Raw genomic sequence first — 17,967 nt, 5'->3', positions numbered from 1 at the left:
GCCACCGGCGGCTGCCAGCGTGCAAGAACTCCCCTACACGCAACAGTGCTTGGAGTGACGCATGAGCATCAGCCCACCCTGCCTGCCCTACGACATGCAGGCGGCCGCACCCCACAAACCCAGCCCCGGAAGCCTCAACTACTCCCTCGGCCTACCGGGTGGCACGTACTGCCTCGCTACCGCCCGGACGCTCGTACGACATCTGCTCGCCGAGCACGGCCTGGACGATATGGCCGACCTCGGCGTGCTCGCGACATCCGAACTCCTCACCAACGCCTGTCTGTTCACCCCTGGTCGCGAAACACACCTGTCTCTGAGGTGGCGGTACGGGATGCTGCGGCTGACCGTATTCGACGAGCATCCGGCACACACCAGGGAGACCGCGGCCGAATGCCGCGCTCGGCGGCGGGAAGCACTGTCGACGTTGGACGCCATCGTTGCCGTCTGCGGCGGCATCTGCGGGCTGGAGGAAGCTCGACGACCCCTGATCGGCAGCAAGATGTGGACCGTCTTCCCGCGAGAGGCGGCGAGGAACTATGCGCGGATCTGACGCCCGGAACAGTCCCTGCGCCTACGCCGCCCTGACCCAGTTGCGCACTGAACTGGCGCGGCACGGGGTCAAGCTGCCGTCGCTGCGGGTCGAGCAGGTCGCCGGCGGACACGAGATCGTCCAGCTCGGTGGGGTTCGGCCGGAGGTGGCGCAGTTGCTGGTTGACGTCTTGCGCACGGCATCGGCCGGATGACGCGGATCTTGTCGTCACTCCGGGTTTACGCGGCCGCTCCGCGGAGTACGCTGCTGACGGATAATGCTTGCCAGCAGCGTCAACTGGCCGAGCTACACGCCTGCTTGGACGACAGTGACGCTTTCCGAAAGGGAGTCCTTGACCCATGGCAACCCAAGAGGAGACAGAGAAGCTGTATGCCCTCGACATCTCCGGCGTCGAGTGGCTGAGCGCTCCTGACAGCCCTCCGGATCTGCCGCGCGTCGAGATCGCCTATCTGCCGGGCGGCGCGGTGGCGATGCGGTCATCGGAGGATCCGGACACGGTGCTGCGCTACACGGAGTCCGAGTGGCGGGCCTTCGTACTGGGTGCGCGGGACGGGGAGTTCGACCTGACCTGAGCGTGAGAGGGGGTGGGTAACCGATCGACGGTTGCCCACCCCCTCTGCTCGACCACATGGACCTCAGTGGAAGAAGCCGGCTGCCTTCTTGTCCGTGTCCCGGTAGTGCGTGCCCGCGTCGTGCAGGTTCATCACGACATCCATCAGGGCAGCGTGGATCCTGTCGCCCTTCTTCTGGAAGGCGTCATGGGCCTGCAGCATCGACTGGTAGGCCTCGCCCTCCCAGCCCTCCGCGACCTTCTTCGACGCGCTGGCCATCTCCTCGAGCTCGGACTTGAGGGCGTTCGCGACATGCTTGATGTCGACCGAGGCTTCCTCCAGCGAGCTGTAATGAACTACAAGCTCTCCGCTGTCTCCAGGCATCTCTCTCTGCTCTCCGTCTTTGTGTGGTGGTGAATTACAGGCCTGCTGGCGACGACTCAGAATTTGTCGATCGCGCTGTCGCTGACGCCGCCGGCGTCAACGCGCTTCATCCTGCCCTCAATCTCGGTGTCCGTGGCACCGGAGGCGCGGTGGGTCATGACCACTGCCTCATTGAGGTTCTTGATCATCTGGTTGACCGACGAGTGCTCTTCGGTGAGCGTCGTCTGCGCGGTGCGGAAGGCGTTCATCGCGCCGCCCTTCCACTGGCCTCCCTCGAGCCGCGAGAGCGTGTCGAGCATCGTCCGCACGTTCTGGTGGAACGCGGTGCTGGCGCGGTGCATGGTGTCGTTGAATGCCTTGAAATGCTGGTCATCTACATGCTGCCTGCCGGTAGACATGTTCCGCCTTTCGTTGTGGTGTGTGTGCTGGCGGCTGATGCCGCCAAGGAACTTCCCGGAGGAGGTGAGGACTTAGCCCCGTCGTCGCCGGACGACCACGAAAGTGGCCGCCGCTGCGGCGAGTACGGCTGCGCCTGCTCCCGCTCCGATCCAGGTCATGGTGTGGTCGTTGCCACTTGGCTTGGGTTCCGCAGGTTCCGCGACCGCGGAGCCAGCGTGCGCGTTGCGGTCGCGTTCGCCACTTGGGCTCGCAGGGGGTGACGGATTGGCTGCGCCCTTCGTTGTCGCGCCCTCTGCCGCGAGGAGTGGATTCACGTCCGGGGGGCCGGGGTTGCCCTCTCCGTCCACGAGAACCTTGCGGGGGCGGACGCCACCGTAGCCGATGTACTTGCTGGGGATGTCGCCCTCGGTGGGTTTGCCTGCGGTCTGCATCATCACGCGGAGGACCTGGTTGTTGGTCCAGTCCGGGTGGGCGGACCAGATGAGGGCGGCGGAGGCGGAGGCGATGGCGGACGACGGGCTGGTGCCCCATCCTGTGCAGTCCCTGTCTCGGTTCTTCAAACAGTGACCGGCGATCTCGTCCCCGTAAGCGGCCAACGCTACTTGAGGGCCATAGGTCGAGAATTTGGACACCGTGCCTTCACGATCGACCGCCGCTACGGCAACAACCCCTGACAGCGCAGATGGAAAGGCCGGCGCATTTCCCTTGTCTCCACTGTTACCTGAGGACGAGAAGATCAGACTCCCCTTCTTCAACGCATAGTTGACTGCCGCTTGAATCTCTCGGAAATCTTGGCTCACTCCGTCCGCGCCCATTGATACGTTGATGACTTGGGCGTGCTGATCCACCGCATATCGAATGGCCTTGGCCATCAGGCGGTCCCAGGCGAATACCTCCGCTTTCTTGGCCTGGACCTTGACCGGAAGGACCTTGGCCTCGGGCGCAATCCCTTGAATTCCTCCACCAGCTCCGTTACCGGCGATGATGGCAGCCATGTTCGATCCATGGCCTTGTTCATCGACATGCGCCCCAGTGGATGCACTGGAAAAGTCTGCGCCATCCAGCACTTGATCGCGCAGCTCCGGAAGTGATGGGTTCACGCCGGTGTCCACGACAGCAACCGTAACGCCCTTGCCTTTACTGACCCTCCACATGTCGTCGGCATTCATCTTGTCCAGGTACCATTCCTGGGACCGGAAGTCCTGAGCAGACGCCATGGACTCAATTCCCATCGGCGAGAACAGAGCAAGCCCCATTGAAGCCAGCGCAAGCGCAGCAGCTCGGATCGGGCTGCGGTACTTCGACGACATGTGGTGGGTCTCCTTGAGGCTGGACAAGACCAATTATCGAGCTACTCGACAACCGGCGGTACCGGGGGACGCTGGTTGCTTGTTCCGGTCTCCGTGTCTCCGGATTTCTGGCGAGACCGGCTGCGCTCGTGAGCCTCCTTGTCGGCTGCCCCGCGTACAAGCCCCGAACCACCCGTGGTGAATTCGGATCGTCTTTTATCACGCGGAGGCTGATAGCCGACAGCTCTGCCCGGCTCCCTGGCGATCCGTCGCGCAGCTCCACTGTTCGGCGCACCAACAGCACCAGCGCCATGGCCTCCCATTGGCATCGGTGTTCCGCCAAGAGGCCCACGGGTTCCTACGGACCGTTCCTCACCCACAACCAAGCCGCGTGACAACCGTTGAGTGTCGGGCGGGCCGGTGGGACGCCCAGGCACAGAGCCGACCACTCCATCGTTCATACCGACCCGGGGGATACCACCCGGGGCTACGGAAATAGGCCCGGAGCCTGTGGGATACCCGACGGACGGCACGCGTCCGGGCGCACCGCTGACGGGAGGCAACGGCTCCCCCGGGAGAGACGGAACGCGCCCAGGCGTGATGGGACCAGTCGAGCGCGAAGTGGGTTTACTCGGCACGACAGGAGGCAGTACCACAGGGCTTTGCGGCGGCACGTGTCCGTTCGGGTGCACCCGGCTGTCGGGCACAGGAGTTGACGGAGGCGGCGTAGTGGTGTGGCTAGGCGAAGGAAGGGTCGTTGTGGAGTCGACCCTTGTGCCTGTTGTGCGATCGGTGGGCTGAGGCATGTGCTCTCTCCCAGTCGATCCGTCGTCACCCGTGGGACCTGTACCGACCGGTGTGTTTCTGTTTGATTCGGCAACGGACGATGACTCTGCCAGAGGTGAACTGCCCGAAGGCGTACTGCCCGAGCCGCCTACACCAGGGCCCGCCGAAGCCGCGCCAATTGGCGTCTCCCTTTCCCCGTCATTAAATCCCCCGCCCGGCAAGGCCACCGCCGGCATCGGCGGAAAGTTCGGCTCCTTGAGCCCGCCCAAATCCTTGACCGCGACCTCGTAGTACGAGTTCACGGTGGTCATCGCTTGGATGGCAGCCTCGTGCTTCTCATCACGGCCGCACGCGTGCTGCACCGGCTTCTGGTCCGTGGAGCAGAGCTCACTGGCAGCAGTCGGCATGTGGCTCTTGCCCTTGCTCAGGCCTTGCCCCGCCGCGCCCATGATGTCGCCGGCGTTCTTGGCGTAGTCGGCCATGGCGTAGGTCTGCAGGACCATGTGGCTGCCCCACTGGCGGAAGGCGTCGCCGCCGTCGCCCTCCCACTTCACGTGCTCGATGTGGGACTTGATCTCCTCGCCGATGCCCTTGATGTCGTCGTGCACCAGCTTCAAGGTCTCGGACGCGTGGAACAGCGGGCTTTCCTTGGCGCTGGCCAGCATGCTCACGAGTTCGTCGAAGCTGTAGCCGTCGAAGGGAGGGCCGTAACCGCCCCCTGGCTTGCCGGTCATGTTGATCCCCTCCCCGGAACCCGGAACCTAGCTTTCCATCTGCTTGCCGCTGCCGCGCTTCGGCTCACCCGGCTTGGGCTGCGTATCGTCGTGGTAGTGATCTCGCACGCGTTGCTGAATGGCGCGCAGCCGGGCCGCCTCTTCCGCGTCGAGGCTGTCGTAGCCGTGCTCGGCGGCCAGGGCGGCGAGGCCCATGCCCTCGATCAGGTCGCCGAATGTCTTCGACATCTCGGCGAGTTGCTGGTGGACCTTGTCGTACACACCGGCCAGTTGCGTTGCCGTCGAGAAGTTGCCGTAGGAATCTCCGGCGATCTTCAGGTCACCGATCGACTTCTGGGATGAGGGCGACTTTTCGAGGTTCTTCAGAACCTCGTCGATCCGGCTCTTGAACTTGGTGAGCGTCTCCGCTTCCTTGACCAGGTTGCTCTTGCCGAACGACGTGTGCGTTCTGTCGCCGCGGTCCACCGGCTGCACTGTGTCCCTCCCCCATACAGTTTCACCACAGCTGCCAGCCAGCAACTGTATCCACACAGCGTGTGGTCACCAACTACTTTCCCGTCAAGGGTCCTTGACAGTTTCGGAACTAGTTTCGATCCGTACCATCGGCCCGGCGCCGTCTCCGGTCGCGCAGCACCACGGCCGTACCCCCGATCACAGCGACCACAACCGCCGTCGCGCCGAGCGCGTACGTGGCTAGGCGTTCCCGTCGTTGCTCGGGGGTCTCCCCCAGGACCAGGGCCGCCGGAGCCGGGGCGCGGACGTCGCGCGCCGAGCTCTTGTCGATCGTCACGCGGTCGACGGGGTGGGCGTCATCCGTGAGGGCGCGGACCGGGTCGACGACGCCCCAGCCGACGTAGGGGTCGTGGCCGTTGGTGGGACGCTCGGCGGTCTGCTCTATCTGTGCGACGACCTGGTTCTGCTTCCAGTCCGGGTGCTTGGCCCGGATCAGGGCGGCGACGCCGGCCACGTACGGGGCGGAGAAGCTGGTGCCGTTGTCGACGCACTGGCCGCCCTTCGGCACGGTGGAGACCATGCCGACGCCGGGAGCGGCGACGCCGACGAAGTCGCCGGACTGGGAGAACGAGGCGCGCTCGTTGTTGCGGTCGGAGGCACCGACCGCGAGGACGCCGGGGTAGGCCGCCGGGTAGGTGCTTTTGACGGATCCGTCCAAGCCGTCGTTGCCTGCCGAGGCGACGACCACGATGTCGCGCGCCAGGGCGTCCTTCACCGCGAGTTCGAGATCCGAATCGGGCTTCAGCGCCTTGGTGGTGTCCTGAGAAATGTTGATGACGTCGGCGCCGTCGTCGATGGCTTTCTTGATGCCTGCGGCCAGGGTCCTGGAAGTTCCGGTTCCCTTTTCGTCGTTCTGGCGGATCGAGATGATGGTGGATTCCGGGGCGAGGCCCACAAAACCCGTTCCCGGGGCGGGGCGGGCGGCGATGATGCCCGCCACCTTGGTGCCGTGGCCGACGGCGTCATGGGTCTGGCCCTTGTCGGGGTCCTTGGGGCCGGAGAGGAGATCGGCCCCCGCCTTGGCGTCCACGGCGCCCTTGAGCTGGGGGTTGGAGATGTCGACGCCGGTGTCGATGACAGCCACGCGGACGGACCGGCCCTTGGCGTTCTTGCCCATCGTGTTCTGCCAGAGCTGGTCGAGCAGCACGCGTTGCAGCGACCAGGGCGTGCCCTTGATCTGCTTGGCCGGGTACGTGCATTCGCCGCTTCCGGCGAGGGAGAGCCGTGCGGCGGGCGAAGGGGCCGCGCCGGTGAGGGCCGCCGTGGTGAGCAGGGTCAGGGCCGCGGCGGTGGTCCTGCGGCGTAGGCGTACGGGTGTGGTCACGTCGTCCCCTACGCGCCCTGCGGCTGCTTGGCGCTGTTGGTGTCCAGGCGGGGTCCGGTCGGCAGGAAGTTGGACCAGTTCGCCGGTACGGGGACGGGGTCCACGTTCTGGTAACCGAGCCTGGTCTGAGCCTCGTTGACCTGCGGCTGGGCAGGGGCCGGGCTCTCCTGCTGGTCCGGGTCGGCCGGGTCGGCGTCAGCGCCGGGGGTCTTCTTGTCGTCGCCGTTGCCGATTTTCGCCTTGCCGGTGCCGCTGTCGTTGTTGGACTGGACCGCGTAGCGCAAGCCGGTGTCGGTGATGAGGAAGACCGAGCCGCTCTTCGTCTGGTGGCCCGTCACCTGCCGGTAGAGGAGTCCGGAACCGGGCGTGACATACGCGCTGCTGGCGCCGTCCGGGATGGTGGCCGGGTAGTCGCCTCCCGCCCAGGTGCCGAGTTCAGGGGTGCCCTGGGAGGTGAGGCCGCCGAAGATGCTGCAGACAGTGTTGTTGGCGGAGCCCCCCGCGGTCGCGTCCACCGAGTTGACCTGCTGCGGTACTTGAGCGGGCCAGTGGTACGCGCCGGAGAACTCCTCGTCGCTCGGGGTGAAGGAGGCGGCGCTGACGCGCGCGGGCGTGCCCGCCTGGCCGAGGGAGGCCAGCTTCTTGCTGCTGAGGAGCAGCTTGGCGACGAACTCGGAAACGCGCTGCACCTTGCCCGGCAGGACGACGTAGTTCTGGGTGCCGGTGCCGGTGGGGGCCTCCAGGACCATGCCGACCTTGTTGGCATTCGGAGGGAGGGTGGGGATCCCGGCGTTGGCTCCGACGGCGCCCGGTACGTCCGGGAAGACGATCGGGGTGCCATCGTTGAAGGTGTTCAGCCAGTCCTTGGTGACGCGCTGCGGCCGGGCGCCGTCCTTGAAGATGGAGCGCAGCAGCAGGTTGTGGTCGGCGGGGCTGGCGCTATCCCAGTCGGGGCCGCCGAGCAAGTACTTGGTGCCCTGAGGGTCGACGAGGTAGCGCGGTCCAGCGTCGTCCGGGCCCTGGACGTAGAGGGCCTGGCTGCCGTGCAGGCGCTGGCTGCCGGTCAGCTTCTTGAGCTTGGGGTCGCGGTCGGCGAAGAGGAAGACGGCCTTCTGCGTGGTCCGGCCGTTGCCGCCGGGCTGTTCGCACACGGCCCACTGCTTCTTCTTGCCGGCCTCGCCGGAGCCGGGCAGGCGGTCCGGCGCGTACGGGATGCCGATCGTCGGGCCGCGCGGGATGTGGCCGTTGTCGAGCTCGGACTCCTTCACCTTGATGACGGAGGAGCTCTCGCCCTTGAGGAGCAGCTTGGCGGAGGCGAAGTTGAGCACGGGGTGGAGCTGCTTCTTGCCGTCCGTCATCAGCACGACGTACCGGGTGGTGGAGTCGCTGCCGACGATGACGTGGGCGGCGACGTCGTCCCAGCCCTTGGGGGCGGTGGGCTTGAACATGCCCCAGGCGCCGAAGCCCGCTACGAGCAGGGCGCCGACGACGATGCCGGGGAGCACCGTCCGGAGCGGACGCGGGGCGCCTTCCTCGGTACCGGTGGACGACGGTTGGAGGAATGCGGCAACCGTCCGTTTTCTCGCAAAGGTGTAGGCGTTGAGCTCATCCCGCCGTGATGCCATCTGTAGCTGTTTCTCCCCGGTTGTCAGCCTTGGTTGAGTCGGTCGGGCAGGCCCTTGCCCTCGGTCCCGTTGTCGTAGGGAGCCTCTACTATGCCGGTAGTCCACATTCGGTTCTTCGAGGGGGTAGCGGCGCGGATGGCTGTCGCAACGCGCGTACGGTCCGGGCGGTCCGGGAATCGTCCGGCGGACCGGCAGGGGCCGGGGCGCCGGGGCGGGCGGTCGCGTACGTCCGCGTCCACGGTGACAGCACAACCTGTGGCGGTTGTGCCGCGGATCGCGGCGGAGCCGGGGCGCGTTGGCCCGGTGCGGTTGCAGCAGTTGGTGCTGGTCGAGGTGGCCGCTGCTGTCGTGCTGGCGGCCTGGGTCGCCGGCGGCCGGATGATGCTGGTGCCAGCGGGAGTGCTGGCCGTGGTGCTGGTGCTGCTCGCCGTGGTGCGGCGGGCGCGGCGTCCGATAGTCGAGTGGCTGGGTGCGTGGGTGGCCCTGCGGCAGCGGAGCCGGCGAGCGGCCAAGGATGCGGCCCCGGTGGGCGTGGATCCCCGGCTGGCGCCGGTCGTGGAGTGCGAACCGGCGCTGCGCGTCGATGCGTTCACCGACCGCGAGGGCCGGCAGGTGGGCGTGGTCGGTGACGGTACGTTCGTCACGGCTGTGCTGCGCATCGAGGCGGTGGACGCGCCGCTGCGTCCGCACCGCGTGGAGAAGGCGCTGCCGCTCGCGCTGCTGCGGGATGTGATGGATGTCGCCGACATCCACCTGGAGTCCATACAGGTGGTGCAGAGCGCCCTGCCCGCGCCCGCGCCGCATCTGCCGAGCCAGGGGCTGGCCGCCCGGAACTACGCGGCGCTGCAGGCCCAGACGGGTTCGCCCGCCGTGCGGCTGACCTGGGTCGCCCTGAAGCTCGACCCCGAGCTGTGCCCGGAGGCCGTCGCGGCCCGCGGCGGCGGGGTGGAGGGTGCCCGGCGCTGTGTGCTGCGCGCGGCCGACCAGTTGGCGAGCCGGCTGAAGGGCGCCGGGTTCACGGCCACGGTGCTGTCCGGCGAGGAGCTGACCTCCGCGGTGTCGGTGGCGGCGAACGTCAACCCGGCCGCGACGGCGCAGGCGAGCCGGGCGGCCACGCCCGGGCGGCGTACGGTCGAGACTTCGCGCACTTGGCGGTGCGACGACCGCTGGCACACGGCCTACTGGGTGGGGCGCTGGCCCCAGTTGGGGCCGGGTGCCGCCTCGCTGCCGCAGTTGGCCGCGCTGCTCACGTCGTTGCCGGCGCTCTCGTCGACCCTGAGCCTGACGCTCAGACGCGGCCGGGCGAACGGCGGGCAGCAGGTGCCGTCCCTGACCGGTCATGTCCGGGTGTGCGGCCGCAGTGCCGATGAACTGGCGGATGTCCGGCGGGAGTTGGAGCGGGCGGCGCGCGGAGTGAAGGTCGGGCTGGTCCGGCTGGACCATGAGCAGGTGCCCGGGGTGCTGGCCACCCTGCCGCTGGGAGGAACGCGCTGATGACCACCCCCACTGTTCCGGCGATGCGCAAGCCGCGGTTCGGCTTCGGCCTGCGCGGGCCCAGGCGCGGGCAGCACGAAGTCGGTCCCGAGCAGCTCGAGATGCTGGGCCTGCCGGTCGGCGACGACGGCGTGGTCATCGGCACGGACGCGCAGGGCGCGCCTGCCGTGCTCGGGCTCTTCCGCCCGGCCCCCTTCGACGTGCTCCTGGTCGGCGGGGCGTGGACGGCACAGGTCCTCGCCCTGCGGACGGTCGGCACGGGTGCGCGGGTCGCGGTGGAGACGGGGCGGCAGCAGCTGTGGAGCGCGCTGGCGCAAGGGGCCAACACCGGGCAGCAGTCCATCACCCTGCACGATGTCGGCCGCGTACCGCCGCAGGGTGCGTCGGTGCACAGCCCCGTGCTGATCGTCCGCGACTGCGGTGTACGCCCGCCGCACGGCCGGGTCGGCCCCGCGCCCTGGCAGGCCGTGGTGACCCTGCTCCCCTATCCGGGCCCGACGACCACACGACTGATGACGCACGCGGGTCTGGTGGGCATCCAGCGGGTGTCCCCGGAGGAGGCACAGCAGATCGGGCGGACGATGGGGCTGTCAGCCGCTGATGTCGAAGCGCTGCCGAACCTTCCGGACGGGGTCACCCTGTGGTGCACGCGCTCCTCGCGGGTGTACGTGACCACGCAACCGACCGACCCCGAGGCGGGATTGCTGGGCACGGCGCGGCGGATGGACTGAGGCTGCGAAGCCACGGGCTCAGAACACGGGCATGACGGTCATGGTGTCGTTCCGCACCAAGTACACACGGTTGTCCGCACCGGACATCACCCAGTCTGATCCTTCTTGCTTATAGGTCCAGGCAGACTTTCCCGAATCCTTGTGTACGGCTGCGACACCCATTTGACCGTTGGAGTCGGGGTCGAACCAGACAGTATTTCCCTGCACTACCGGAGGTGTGAGCGGCGGCATGACGTCTCCGAGTTCCTGCGTCCAAAGCACCTTGCCGTCCTGCTTCCTCCGGCAACTGAGCTGCGCGCCGTTTATGGCGTAAAGCATGTCACCGTCGATGGCCGGCGGGGTCCATCCACCCCAGTACAGATCCGCCTTGTTCTTGGCAGCCGCAGACCATATCTCCTTGCCATCTTTCAGGGAGCGAGCAGTCAGGGTCTTGCCACCCAGGTAAACGACCCCCTCGGACACCACCGGGACCATGCCACGAGCGGCCTTTGATTGTCCGGCCAGCTTCCACACCTGCCGCCCCGTTCCTGCATCAAGGACAACGATGTTGCCATCGACGCCCGACACGACAAGTCGACCGCTGTTGACAGCCCCCAAGGCTGGATCGCTCACGTCACGTCGCACAGGCATGGGACGGGACCATGGGACGGAATGGGACGACAGGTCGAAGGCACCCAGACACCTCGCCTTCGGATCCTTGTCCCAGTACTCGAAATATACGGCCTTGCCGTCGGTCCCGAGGAAGCCATTCAGGTTCTTACCGGAGTTGACCGCCCACCGCTCCTTGCCTGTGGAAATATCGAGACCCATGAACCAGCCAGAGCGATTGGTGGTCACAAGGAGCTTGTCCGACGGCGCGATGAAGGGAGCGCCCCAATCGCCGCCACTCACAGCCCACTTCTTACTGCCATCGGTCACGTGATAGGCCACCACGCCGCGTTCAGCGTTGACCACCACAAGATCGTGGACCGGCAAAGGTGCAGAGGCAGGTGAGGAAGTCACGGTCACCGGCCCCCACAACGGCGCCGGTGCAGCACCGTCCTTGTACTGGCCCACCGTCAGGCGCTCGGCCTCCCAGGGCTTCGCCGACGGGGTGCTCGCGCGCGGGGTCGGCTCCGTGCCCGGTGTGCCATCCTTGCGCACCGCCCACCAGATGCCGGCGCCTCCTGCGACCGTGGCCATGGCTCCACCCGCCACCAGGGCAGTGACGAAGCTCCTTCGCGTCGTGTGGGCGGGCTCTGTATCGGCGGTGAAGATTGCCGCCAACTTCCTCGCTTCTGACTCGCGTTGTGCGATGTCGGCCGCAAGCGCACCCTTGCGCCAGGCATTCTCCGCCCCGTGCGGCGGCGCGAAGGCCGCCGCGATCCGGTCCGGCGTGGGACGGTGGCCCGGTTCCCGCGCCAGGCAGGGCGCGATCAGCGCGCGGAGCGGCTCCGTCAGGTGCTGGAGGTCAGGCTCTCCGTGCACCACGTTGTACTGCACGGCCGCCACGTGAGAACCGTCGTACGCGCGGCGGCCGGTGGCCACATAGACCAGGACCGCACCCAGCGAGAAGACATCGCCTGCCGGGCCGACCCGCTGTCCCAGGACCTGCTCCGGCGCACCGTAGCCCGGCGTGACTGGGGCCTGGCCGGTGGCGGTGAGGGTGAGGCCGTGTTCGGGGCGGGCGATGCCGAAGTCGATGACGCGCGGACCGGTCGAGGTCAGCACGATGTTGGACGGCTTGAGGTCGCGGTGCACGAGCCCGGTGGCGTGGATGTCCCGAAGCGTACGGGCGACGGCTGCGCCCACGGCCCGTACGGCGGCTTCGTCGAGGGGACCGTACCGTTCGACGGCCTGGTCGAGGGTCGGCCCCGCCAGGAACTCGGTCGCGATCCACGGCCGTCCGCCCTCGGTCCACGCCCCGAGCACACGCGCGACGCCTGCGCTCCGGACCACCTGTGCGGCCTGGGCCTCCCGCACGAAGCGCTGGGACATGTGCGGGTCGCCCGCCAGCTCCGGGAGCAGCACCTTGACCGCGACGGTGACACCCGCACCGTCACGGCCGAGATAGACCTTGCCCATGCCGCCCGCGCCGAGGACTCCGATGAGCCGGTAGGGGCCGAGGCGCAACGGATCGCCGGTGCCGAGAGGTTCCATGCTGTGGATGTCTTCCTGCCGAAAGGAGATGGAAAGTGGTGTTATTCGAGAGGGGTGGCACAGACGAAATCGTTGCTTGCCCAGGCGATCACCCTGCCACGCCGATGCGCCACAAGACCCGCGCCAAGGCCGCCCGGAACGTCGATCGTCCATGCGGCCCGACGGGCACGGAGATCGACGGCCGCGATCCTCGGGCGGTTTCCGGTGCCCATCGCCTGGGCATAGACGAAATTCTCACCGACAACGGGAGGCAGGCCGAGGCCCGGTGTCAGACCTTCGAGGCTCGCCACCCACTGCGGTTTTCCGCTGTCGGCCGCGACGGCGACAAGCCCACGCGTTCCCTCGGCCGCATAGACGACACCGTTCCTGACCGCAGGCTTTCCGTACGACCTGGTGCCTTCCTCGATACGGCCCACGTCGCGGCCAGCCCCGACCTCCCAGGCCGTCTTGCCGTCGGCTGCACGGTACGCGCCCAGCCTCTTGCCGCTGACGAAGGCATCCTTGCCTTCCGCCGCCAACTGCCCGGGCAGATTCGTGGCGTCGACGTCACCGAGCACCCGGGGAACAACCGTCTTCCATGCCTCGGCTCCATCGCTCGTCCTGACGGAACCCAGCCAGTCGTCATTCCTGTCCGTGTTGGTCCGCGTGAGCATCAGACGGTCGCCGAGAACCGCCGCAGAAAACTGGTTTCCCTTGTAGGAAAGGTCGAGATGGCCCACGTGATACCGCCACCACTCCTTTCCGGTGCGGGCGTCTACAGCAATGATGTGGTAACTGGTCGTGGACGCCTCGGGTTTGGCATTCAGCTTGCCCTTGCAGGCCAAGAGATAGACCGTCCCGTCAGCCGCGGCCAGAGCCTGGACCTGGACGAAGAAATCAATCGAATAGAAATCTGGGAAGTTCTCGGAGATAACCCGCGTGCTGCCATCCTTCAGATCCAGGGAATAGAGCCCCAGGCTCCCCTGGTCCTTGTCCCTCAGCAGGAACGCATACAGCCGCTCCCCGTCCGTGGTCACCTGGAAGGGACTCGTGACCTTGGTGCTCACCCACCTCTGCTTCCCGCTCTTCACATCAAGTGCCACCAGCCCCTTGCCGGTCAACACCACGACCAGGTCGTCCAGCGCCATTGGCACGAACGCCTCATGGGCCTTGTCGACGGTCGCCCACCACACCGCGCTCTCCGGAATGCCCGCCGGGCGGGGCCGGGCCGAGGACCGCGACGGCGTCGGCTTCGGCGGAGTGCCGCCGCTGCTCTTCCGCCCGAGCCACGCCCACGCTCCCGCCCCTGCCGCGCCGATGCCGAGGACCGAACCCCCGGCAGTGACAAGGAGCTTGCGCCGGGACATACCGGCGGAAGACCGCGGACCGGGCGCCGTCGAGGCGTCCACGAGCTCCGGCGGCATCGGCAATCGGCGGGGCTGGACGCGCCAGACCTCCGTGCTGCGTCGGCCGATGTCCGCCAGTACCGCATCGGTCAGCACCTCGGCGAATTCGCCGTCAGCACCGCCGAGCCATTGCGCCAGCTCGTCCGTGCCAGGACGCCGCGTGGGGTCCTTGGCGAGGCACTGCGACAGCATGGGCAGCAGCCCGGCCGGGGTCCCCGACAGGTCGGGCTCCGCGTACCGCACGCGGTAGAGCAAATCCGCAGGCTGGCCGCCGCCGAACGGGCCGCGTCCCGTGGCCGCGAAGACCAGAACGCCGGCCAGGGCGAATACGTCGCCCGCCGAGGTGTGTTCGAGGCCGGTCGCCTGCTCCGGGGACATGAAGGCCGGGGTGCCGGCTGCGGTGCCGGTGCGGGTGAGCCGGTCATCGCCGATAGCGCGGGCGATGCCGAAGTCGATGACGCGCGGGCCGAAGGCGGAGAGGAGGATGTTGGACGGTTTCAGGTCCCGGTGCACGACGTCCGACCGGTGCAGCTGCCCCAGTCCGCGGGCCAGCGCGGCGCCCAGGGCGCGGACGGATCGTTCCGGCAGAGGGCCGTACGCCTCCACGGCGGTGTCCAGAGGCGGACCGAGGACGTACTCGGTGGCCAGCCAGGGCGTCGTGGCGAACGGATCCGCGTCGACGACCGCGGCACCGTACTGCCCGCCGATGACCCGCGCCGCGTCGATCTCCAGACGGAAGCGGGCACGGAAGGCGTCGTCCGCGGCGAACCGCGCATGCACGGTCTTCAGCGCGACCGTACGGCCGTCGGCGGAGCGGCCGAGGTAGACCGTGCCCATCCCGCCGCCGCCCAGCCGCGCGACGAGCCGGTACGCACCGATTTGCTGCGGGTCGTCATGACGCAGCGGTTCCATGGACGGCAACTCCCCTTCGTAATCTCCCCTACGGGATCTACGAGCACAGGAGCCTACCTACGCGTCAACCAGCCGCTGAAAGCAGCTCAGCGGACTGGCGGGCGATGGCCACGATGACCCGGGCGGGCAGCCACCCCGGCCCGAAGAGCCCGGCCGCGCGGCTCACTTCGCCACCCAGCACGGTCGATTCAGGCTCGAATGCCTGCGGCGCGGCGCCGAATCCGGCGCCGGGGGCCGTGTCGCCGCCCGCCAGTTCGTTCGCCAGCTGCTCCATGGACGGCCGGTCGGCAGGGTCGCGGGCGAGGCAGGTGGAGACGGTGCGGCGCAGGCTTTCCGGCAGTTCGCTCCGTTCCGGGACGGTGTGTCCGGTGGTCGCGTACGCCAGGGTCGCGCCGAGGGCGTAGACGTCGCCCAGCGGTCGCGGGCGTCCGCCGGACAGTTGCTCGGGCGGCACGGTGCCGGAGGCCCAACCGGGCAGCCCTGTACGCGGTTCGCCGTCCGGCGCCGCGGCGCGTACTGCGCCGAAGGACGCCAGCCGGGGGCCTTCGGCGCCCAGCAGGACTGCGGAGGGTGAAACGCCCGCGTGTGTCACGCCCGATGCGTGGAGCGCGGCGAGCGTCTCGGCCAGTGCGGCGCCCATGGCGCGTACGGTGTGCTCCGGCAGCGGTCCGCCGTGTGCGGCGAGCGCGGCGGGCAGTGGCAGGGCGGGGACGTACGGGGAGGCGTACCAAGGGAGTTCGCCCGCCTCGCCAGTCTCGTCGACCGGCGCGAGCCAGGGTCCTGACAGCCGCCGAGCGTCCTCCGCCTCGGCGGCGAAGGCGGCGAGGCGCTGCGGGTCGGCGGTCTCGAGCGGTACGCAGAGCAGCACCGTACGGTCGCCGTTCGCGCCGCGTGCGATGAACCGGCGCTCTGCGCCTGAGGGCTCATAACGGGCCACCACGCCGTACGGGCCGATCCGTCGCGGGTCGTCCTGGCGCAGCGGTTCCATGGGCGGTGTTCTCCTCAGAGCTTTGACGGCAAGATGAGCGTACGTCCCGTTTCTCAGAACACGGGCATCGCGTACAACTTGTCGTCGATGACGACGAATACGCGGTTGTCCGCGCCCGCCATCTGCCAACGGGCGAGGCCCAGGGAGTCGACGGTGCCGTAGGTCCAGGCAGGCCGGCCGGTGTCCTTGTGGACGGTGGTGAATCCGGTCCGTCCCCGGAGGTTGCCGGTCGGTCCCCGGAGGTTGTCGGGGGCGACCCAGACGGTGTTGCCCTGCGCCACCGGTGGCAGTGGCGCCGGCTGGGTGTCCTCGAGGTTCTGCTCCCACACCGCCGTCTTGCCGTCGTGCCGGTTGCGGCAGCTGAGCCGCGAGCCGTCGGTGACGTACAGCAGGTCGCCGTCGATGCCCGGCGGGCCCCAGTCGCCCGACCCGGGCACGGACCACAGTTGCTTGCCCGTCCTCAAGTCCCAGGCCGTCAGGGCCTTGCCGCCCATGTAGAGAGTGCCGCCGGAGACGACCGGGGGCATGCGCTTGCCGGTCTTCGACTCCGGCAGCGGCCATGCCGTCTTCCCCGTACGTGCGTCGAGCACGACGGCGTGGCCGTCGGTGCCGACGGCCACCAGACGCCCCTCGCCTGCCGCACCCAGGACGTATTCCTTCTTGTCGTCCTTGCTGGGCACCGGCTGGGTGATGGACCACGGGAAGGACCGGGAGGGGATCTCGAAGGCACACAGTCTGCCCCCGCCGGTGAAGTACACGGTCGACTGGTCGGCGGCGATGAGAGCCGAGGGTTTGACGGCAGTCCTGACGGACCACACCCGCTTGCCTGTTGAACTGTCGACACCGATGAGATCGCCCTTCGGGGAGACGACCACGACGAGCTTGTCCGACGGCACAGCGAACCCCTCCCCCTTGACCTTCCACATCTCCGTGCCGTCGGTCACGCGGTAGGCGGTGACCTCCCCACCTCCATCGGTCACCACCAGGTCCCGGACCGGAACGGGCCGGGACGTCGCCCCCGGGACGTAACCACTCCACAACTCGGGCGGCGCGGCACCGTCGGTGTACTCGGGCCGCGTCAGACGCTTCGCCACCCAAGTCCTGGCCGTCGGTGCGGTGTTGCCGGGCTGCCGGGCCAGCGAGGAACCCTTCTGCCGCAGCAGCCACCACGCTCCGGTGCCTCCGGTTGCGAGGACCGCTCCTCCGCCCACTGCCAGCGCGGTGATCAAGCCTCTCCGGCTCGGTGGCTTGGAGGCGGGTGCGCTGGTGAACTCCGCGAGCTTGCCGGCGTCCGCTTCGCTCTGTGCGATGTCGTCGGCGATCGGGCCCTTGCGCCAGATCCGTTCGGCGCCGCGTGGTGGGGCGAGATCCGCGGCGAGCTGCGGCGGCAGTGGGCGGCCGTCCGGCTCCTTGGCCAGGCAGGGCTCGATCAGGGCGCGGAGTCGGTCCGGTACGGATGAGAGGTCCGGCTCCTCGTGCACCACCTTGTACTGCACCGCAGCCACGTTGGTGCCGTCGAAGATCCGGCGCCCGCCGGCCGCGAAGGCCAGGAGCGCGCCGAGCGAGAAGACGTCCGCCGCCGGGCCGACGCGCCGCCCCAACACCTGCTCGGGCGCACCGAAGCCCGGTGTGACCGGGACGTGGCCGGTGGCGGTGAGGGTGAAGCCGTGTTCGGGGCGGGCGATACCGAAGTCGATGACGCGCGGGCCGGAGGAGGTCAGCACCACGTTGGACGGTTTGATGTCGCGGTGTACAAGCCCTACCCCGTGGATGTCGTGCAGGGTGCGGGCGAGGGCCGCGCCCAGTGTTCGTATGCCCGTATCGTCGAACGGGCCGTGGTGAGCGACGGCCTGGTCGAGGGTCGGCCCCGCGAGGAACTCGGTGGCGATCCAGGGCCGCCCGCCGTCGGTCCACGCGCCGAGGACACGGGCAACGCCCGCGCTGCGTACGGCCTGTGCGGTGTGGGCTTCGCGGAGGAAGCGCTGGGACATCTGCGGGTCTTGGGCCAGTTCCGTCCGCAGCACCTTGACCGCGGCCGGCCGTCCGGCGTCGTCCCGCCCGAGGTAGACCTTGCCCATGCCGCCTGCGCCCAGCACCCCGATGAGCCGGTAGGGACCGAGCCGGAGAGGGTCGCCGGTACCGAGAGAGCGCATGAGGTTCGGG

Annotated in this window: 15 protein-coding genes; 5 read left to right on the top strand and 10 right to left on the bottom strand. The window is 68.4% G+C overall.

Going from position 1 to position 17,967, the window contains the following annotated elements; genetic code table 11:
- Positions 1–61: 61 nt before the first annotated feature.
- The 3 genes from ACV530_RS31090 to ACV530_RS31080 all read left to right on the top strand — a co-directional run bounded on the left by ACV530_RS31090 (position 62) and on the right by ACV530_RS31080 (position 1,122).
- Complete coding sequence (locus ACV530_RS31090) at positions 62–550, top strand: ATP-binding protein (RefSeq protein ID WP_494336004.1); 489 nt, start codon at positions 62–64, stop codon at positions 548–550.
- Positions 537–743, top strand: coding sequence for a hypothetical protein (locus tag ACV530_RS31085; RefSeq protein WP_494336003.1), 207 nt, complete (start codon positions 537–539; stop codon positions 741–743). Before ACV530_RS31090 ends, ACV530_RS31085 begins: the two co-directional genes overlap by 14 nt.
- 145 nt (positions 744–888) lie before the next feature.
- Positions 889–1,122, top strand: coding sequence for a DUF397 domain-containing protein (locus ACV530_RS31080; protein WP_494336002.1), 234 nt, complete (start codon positions 889–891; stop codon positions 1,120–1,122).
- A 63-nt stretch (positions 1,123–1,185) separates the two neighbouring features.
- Here the strand turns inward: ACV530_RS31080 and ACV530_RS31075 are convergent, their stop codons facing one another.
- From ACV530_RS31075 to eccB, 6 genes are all read right to left on the bottom strand, one after another.
- Positions 1,186–1,485: a WXG100 family type VII secretion target gene (locus ACV530_RS31075; RefSeq protein WP_494336001.1), complete on the bottom strand. Its 300-nt coding sequence runs from the start codon at positions 1,483–1,485 to the stop codon at positions 1,186–1,188.
- Between the two features lie 56 nt (positions 1,486–1,541).
- Positions 1,542–1,883 carry a WXG100 family type VII secretion target gene (locus ACV530_RS31070; RefSeq protein ID WP_494336000.1) on the bottom strand — a complete coding sequence of 114 codons (342 nt, stop codon included), beginning with the start codon at positions 1,881–1,883 and terminating at the stop codon, positions 1,542–1,544.
- A 72-nt stretch (positions 1,884–1,955) separates the two neighbouring features.
- Complete coding sequence (locus ACV530_RS31065) at positions 1,956–3,194, bottom strand: S8 family serine peptidase (protein ID WP_494335999.1); 1,239 nt, start codon at positions 3,192–3,194, stop codon at positions 1,956–1,958.
- 1,526 nt (positions 3,195–4,720) lie between these two features.
- The gene (locus ACV530_RS31060; RefSeq protein ID WP_494335998.1) at positions 4,721–5,158 is read right to left on the bottom strand and encodes a DUF2563 family protein; all 438 of its coding nucleotides are present in this window, start codon (positions 5,156–5,158) and stop codon (positions 4,721–4,723) included.
- Between the two features lie 118 nt (positions 5,159–5,276).
- Entirely contained in the window at positions 5,277–6,530 is a 1,254-nt protein-coding gene (gene mycP, locus ACV530_RS31055; protein ID WP_494335997.1) for a type VII secretion-associated serine protease mycosin, read from the bottom strand.
- 8 nt (positions 6,531–6,538) lie between these two features.
- Entirely contained in the window at positions 6,539–8,155 is a 1,617-nt protein-coding gene (gene eccB, locus ACV530_RS31050) for a type VII secretion protein EccB (RefSeq protein ID WP_494335996.1), read from the bottom strand.
- Between the two features lie 135 nt (positions 8,156–8,290).
- Here eccB and eccE point away from each other — a divergent pair, with 135 nt between their 5' ends.
- Positions 8,291–9,649, top strand: coding sequence for a type VII secretion protein EccE (eccE, locus tag ACV530_RS31045; RefSeq protein WP_494335995.1), 1,359 nt, complete (start codon positions 8,291–8,293; stop codon positions 9,647–9,649).
- Positions 9,649–10,380 carry a hypothetical protein gene (locus ACV530_RS31040; protein ID WP_494335994.1) on the top strand — a complete coding sequence of 244 codons (732 nt, stop codon included), beginning with the start codon at positions 9,649–9,651 and terminating at the stop codon, positions 10,378–10,380. Before eccE ends, ACV530_RS31040 begins: the two co-directional genes overlap by 1 nt.
- An 18-nt stretch (positions 10,381–10,398) precedes the next feature.
- Here ACV530_RS31040 and ACV530_RS31035 read toward each other — a convergent pair whose 3' ends face one another.
- The 4 genes from ACV530_RS31035 to ACV530_RS31020 form a co-directional block, all read right to left on the bottom strand.
- Positions 10,399–12,519 (bottom strand): protein kinase domain-containing protein, encoded by a 2,121-nt coding sequence (locus tag ACV530_RS31035; RefSeq protein WP_494335993.1) that lies wholly within the window; start codon positions 12,517–12,519, stop codon positions 10,399–10,401.
- 41 nt (positions 12,520–12,560) lie between these two features.
- A complete protein-coding gene (locus ACV530_RS31030) occupies positions 12,561–14,816 on the bottom strand; it encodes a protein kinase domain-containing protein (protein ID WP_494335992.1) in 2,256 nt (751 codons plus the stop codon).
- 64 nt (positions 14,817–14,880) lie between these two features.
- Positions 14,881–15,804 (bottom strand): protein kinase family protein, encoded by a 924-nt coding sequence (locus ACV530_RS31025; RefSeq protein ID WP_494335991.1) that lies wholly within the window; start codon positions 15,802–15,804, stop codon positions 14,881–14,883.
- Between the two features lie 53 nt (positions 15,805–15,857).
- Positions 15,858–17,957, bottom strand: coding sequence for a protein kinase domain-containing protein (locus ACV530_RS31020; RefSeq protein WP_494335990.1), 2,100 nt, complete (start codon positions 17,955–17,957; stop codon positions 15,858–15,860).
- Positions 17,958–17,967 lie beyond the last annotated feature (10 nt).

This window comes from Streptomyces sp. SX-6, from assembly GCF_059089585.1.
The sequence above is the reverse complement of the archived record's forward strand: the minus strand, read 5'-3'. Positions and strand labels throughout refer to the sequence as shown.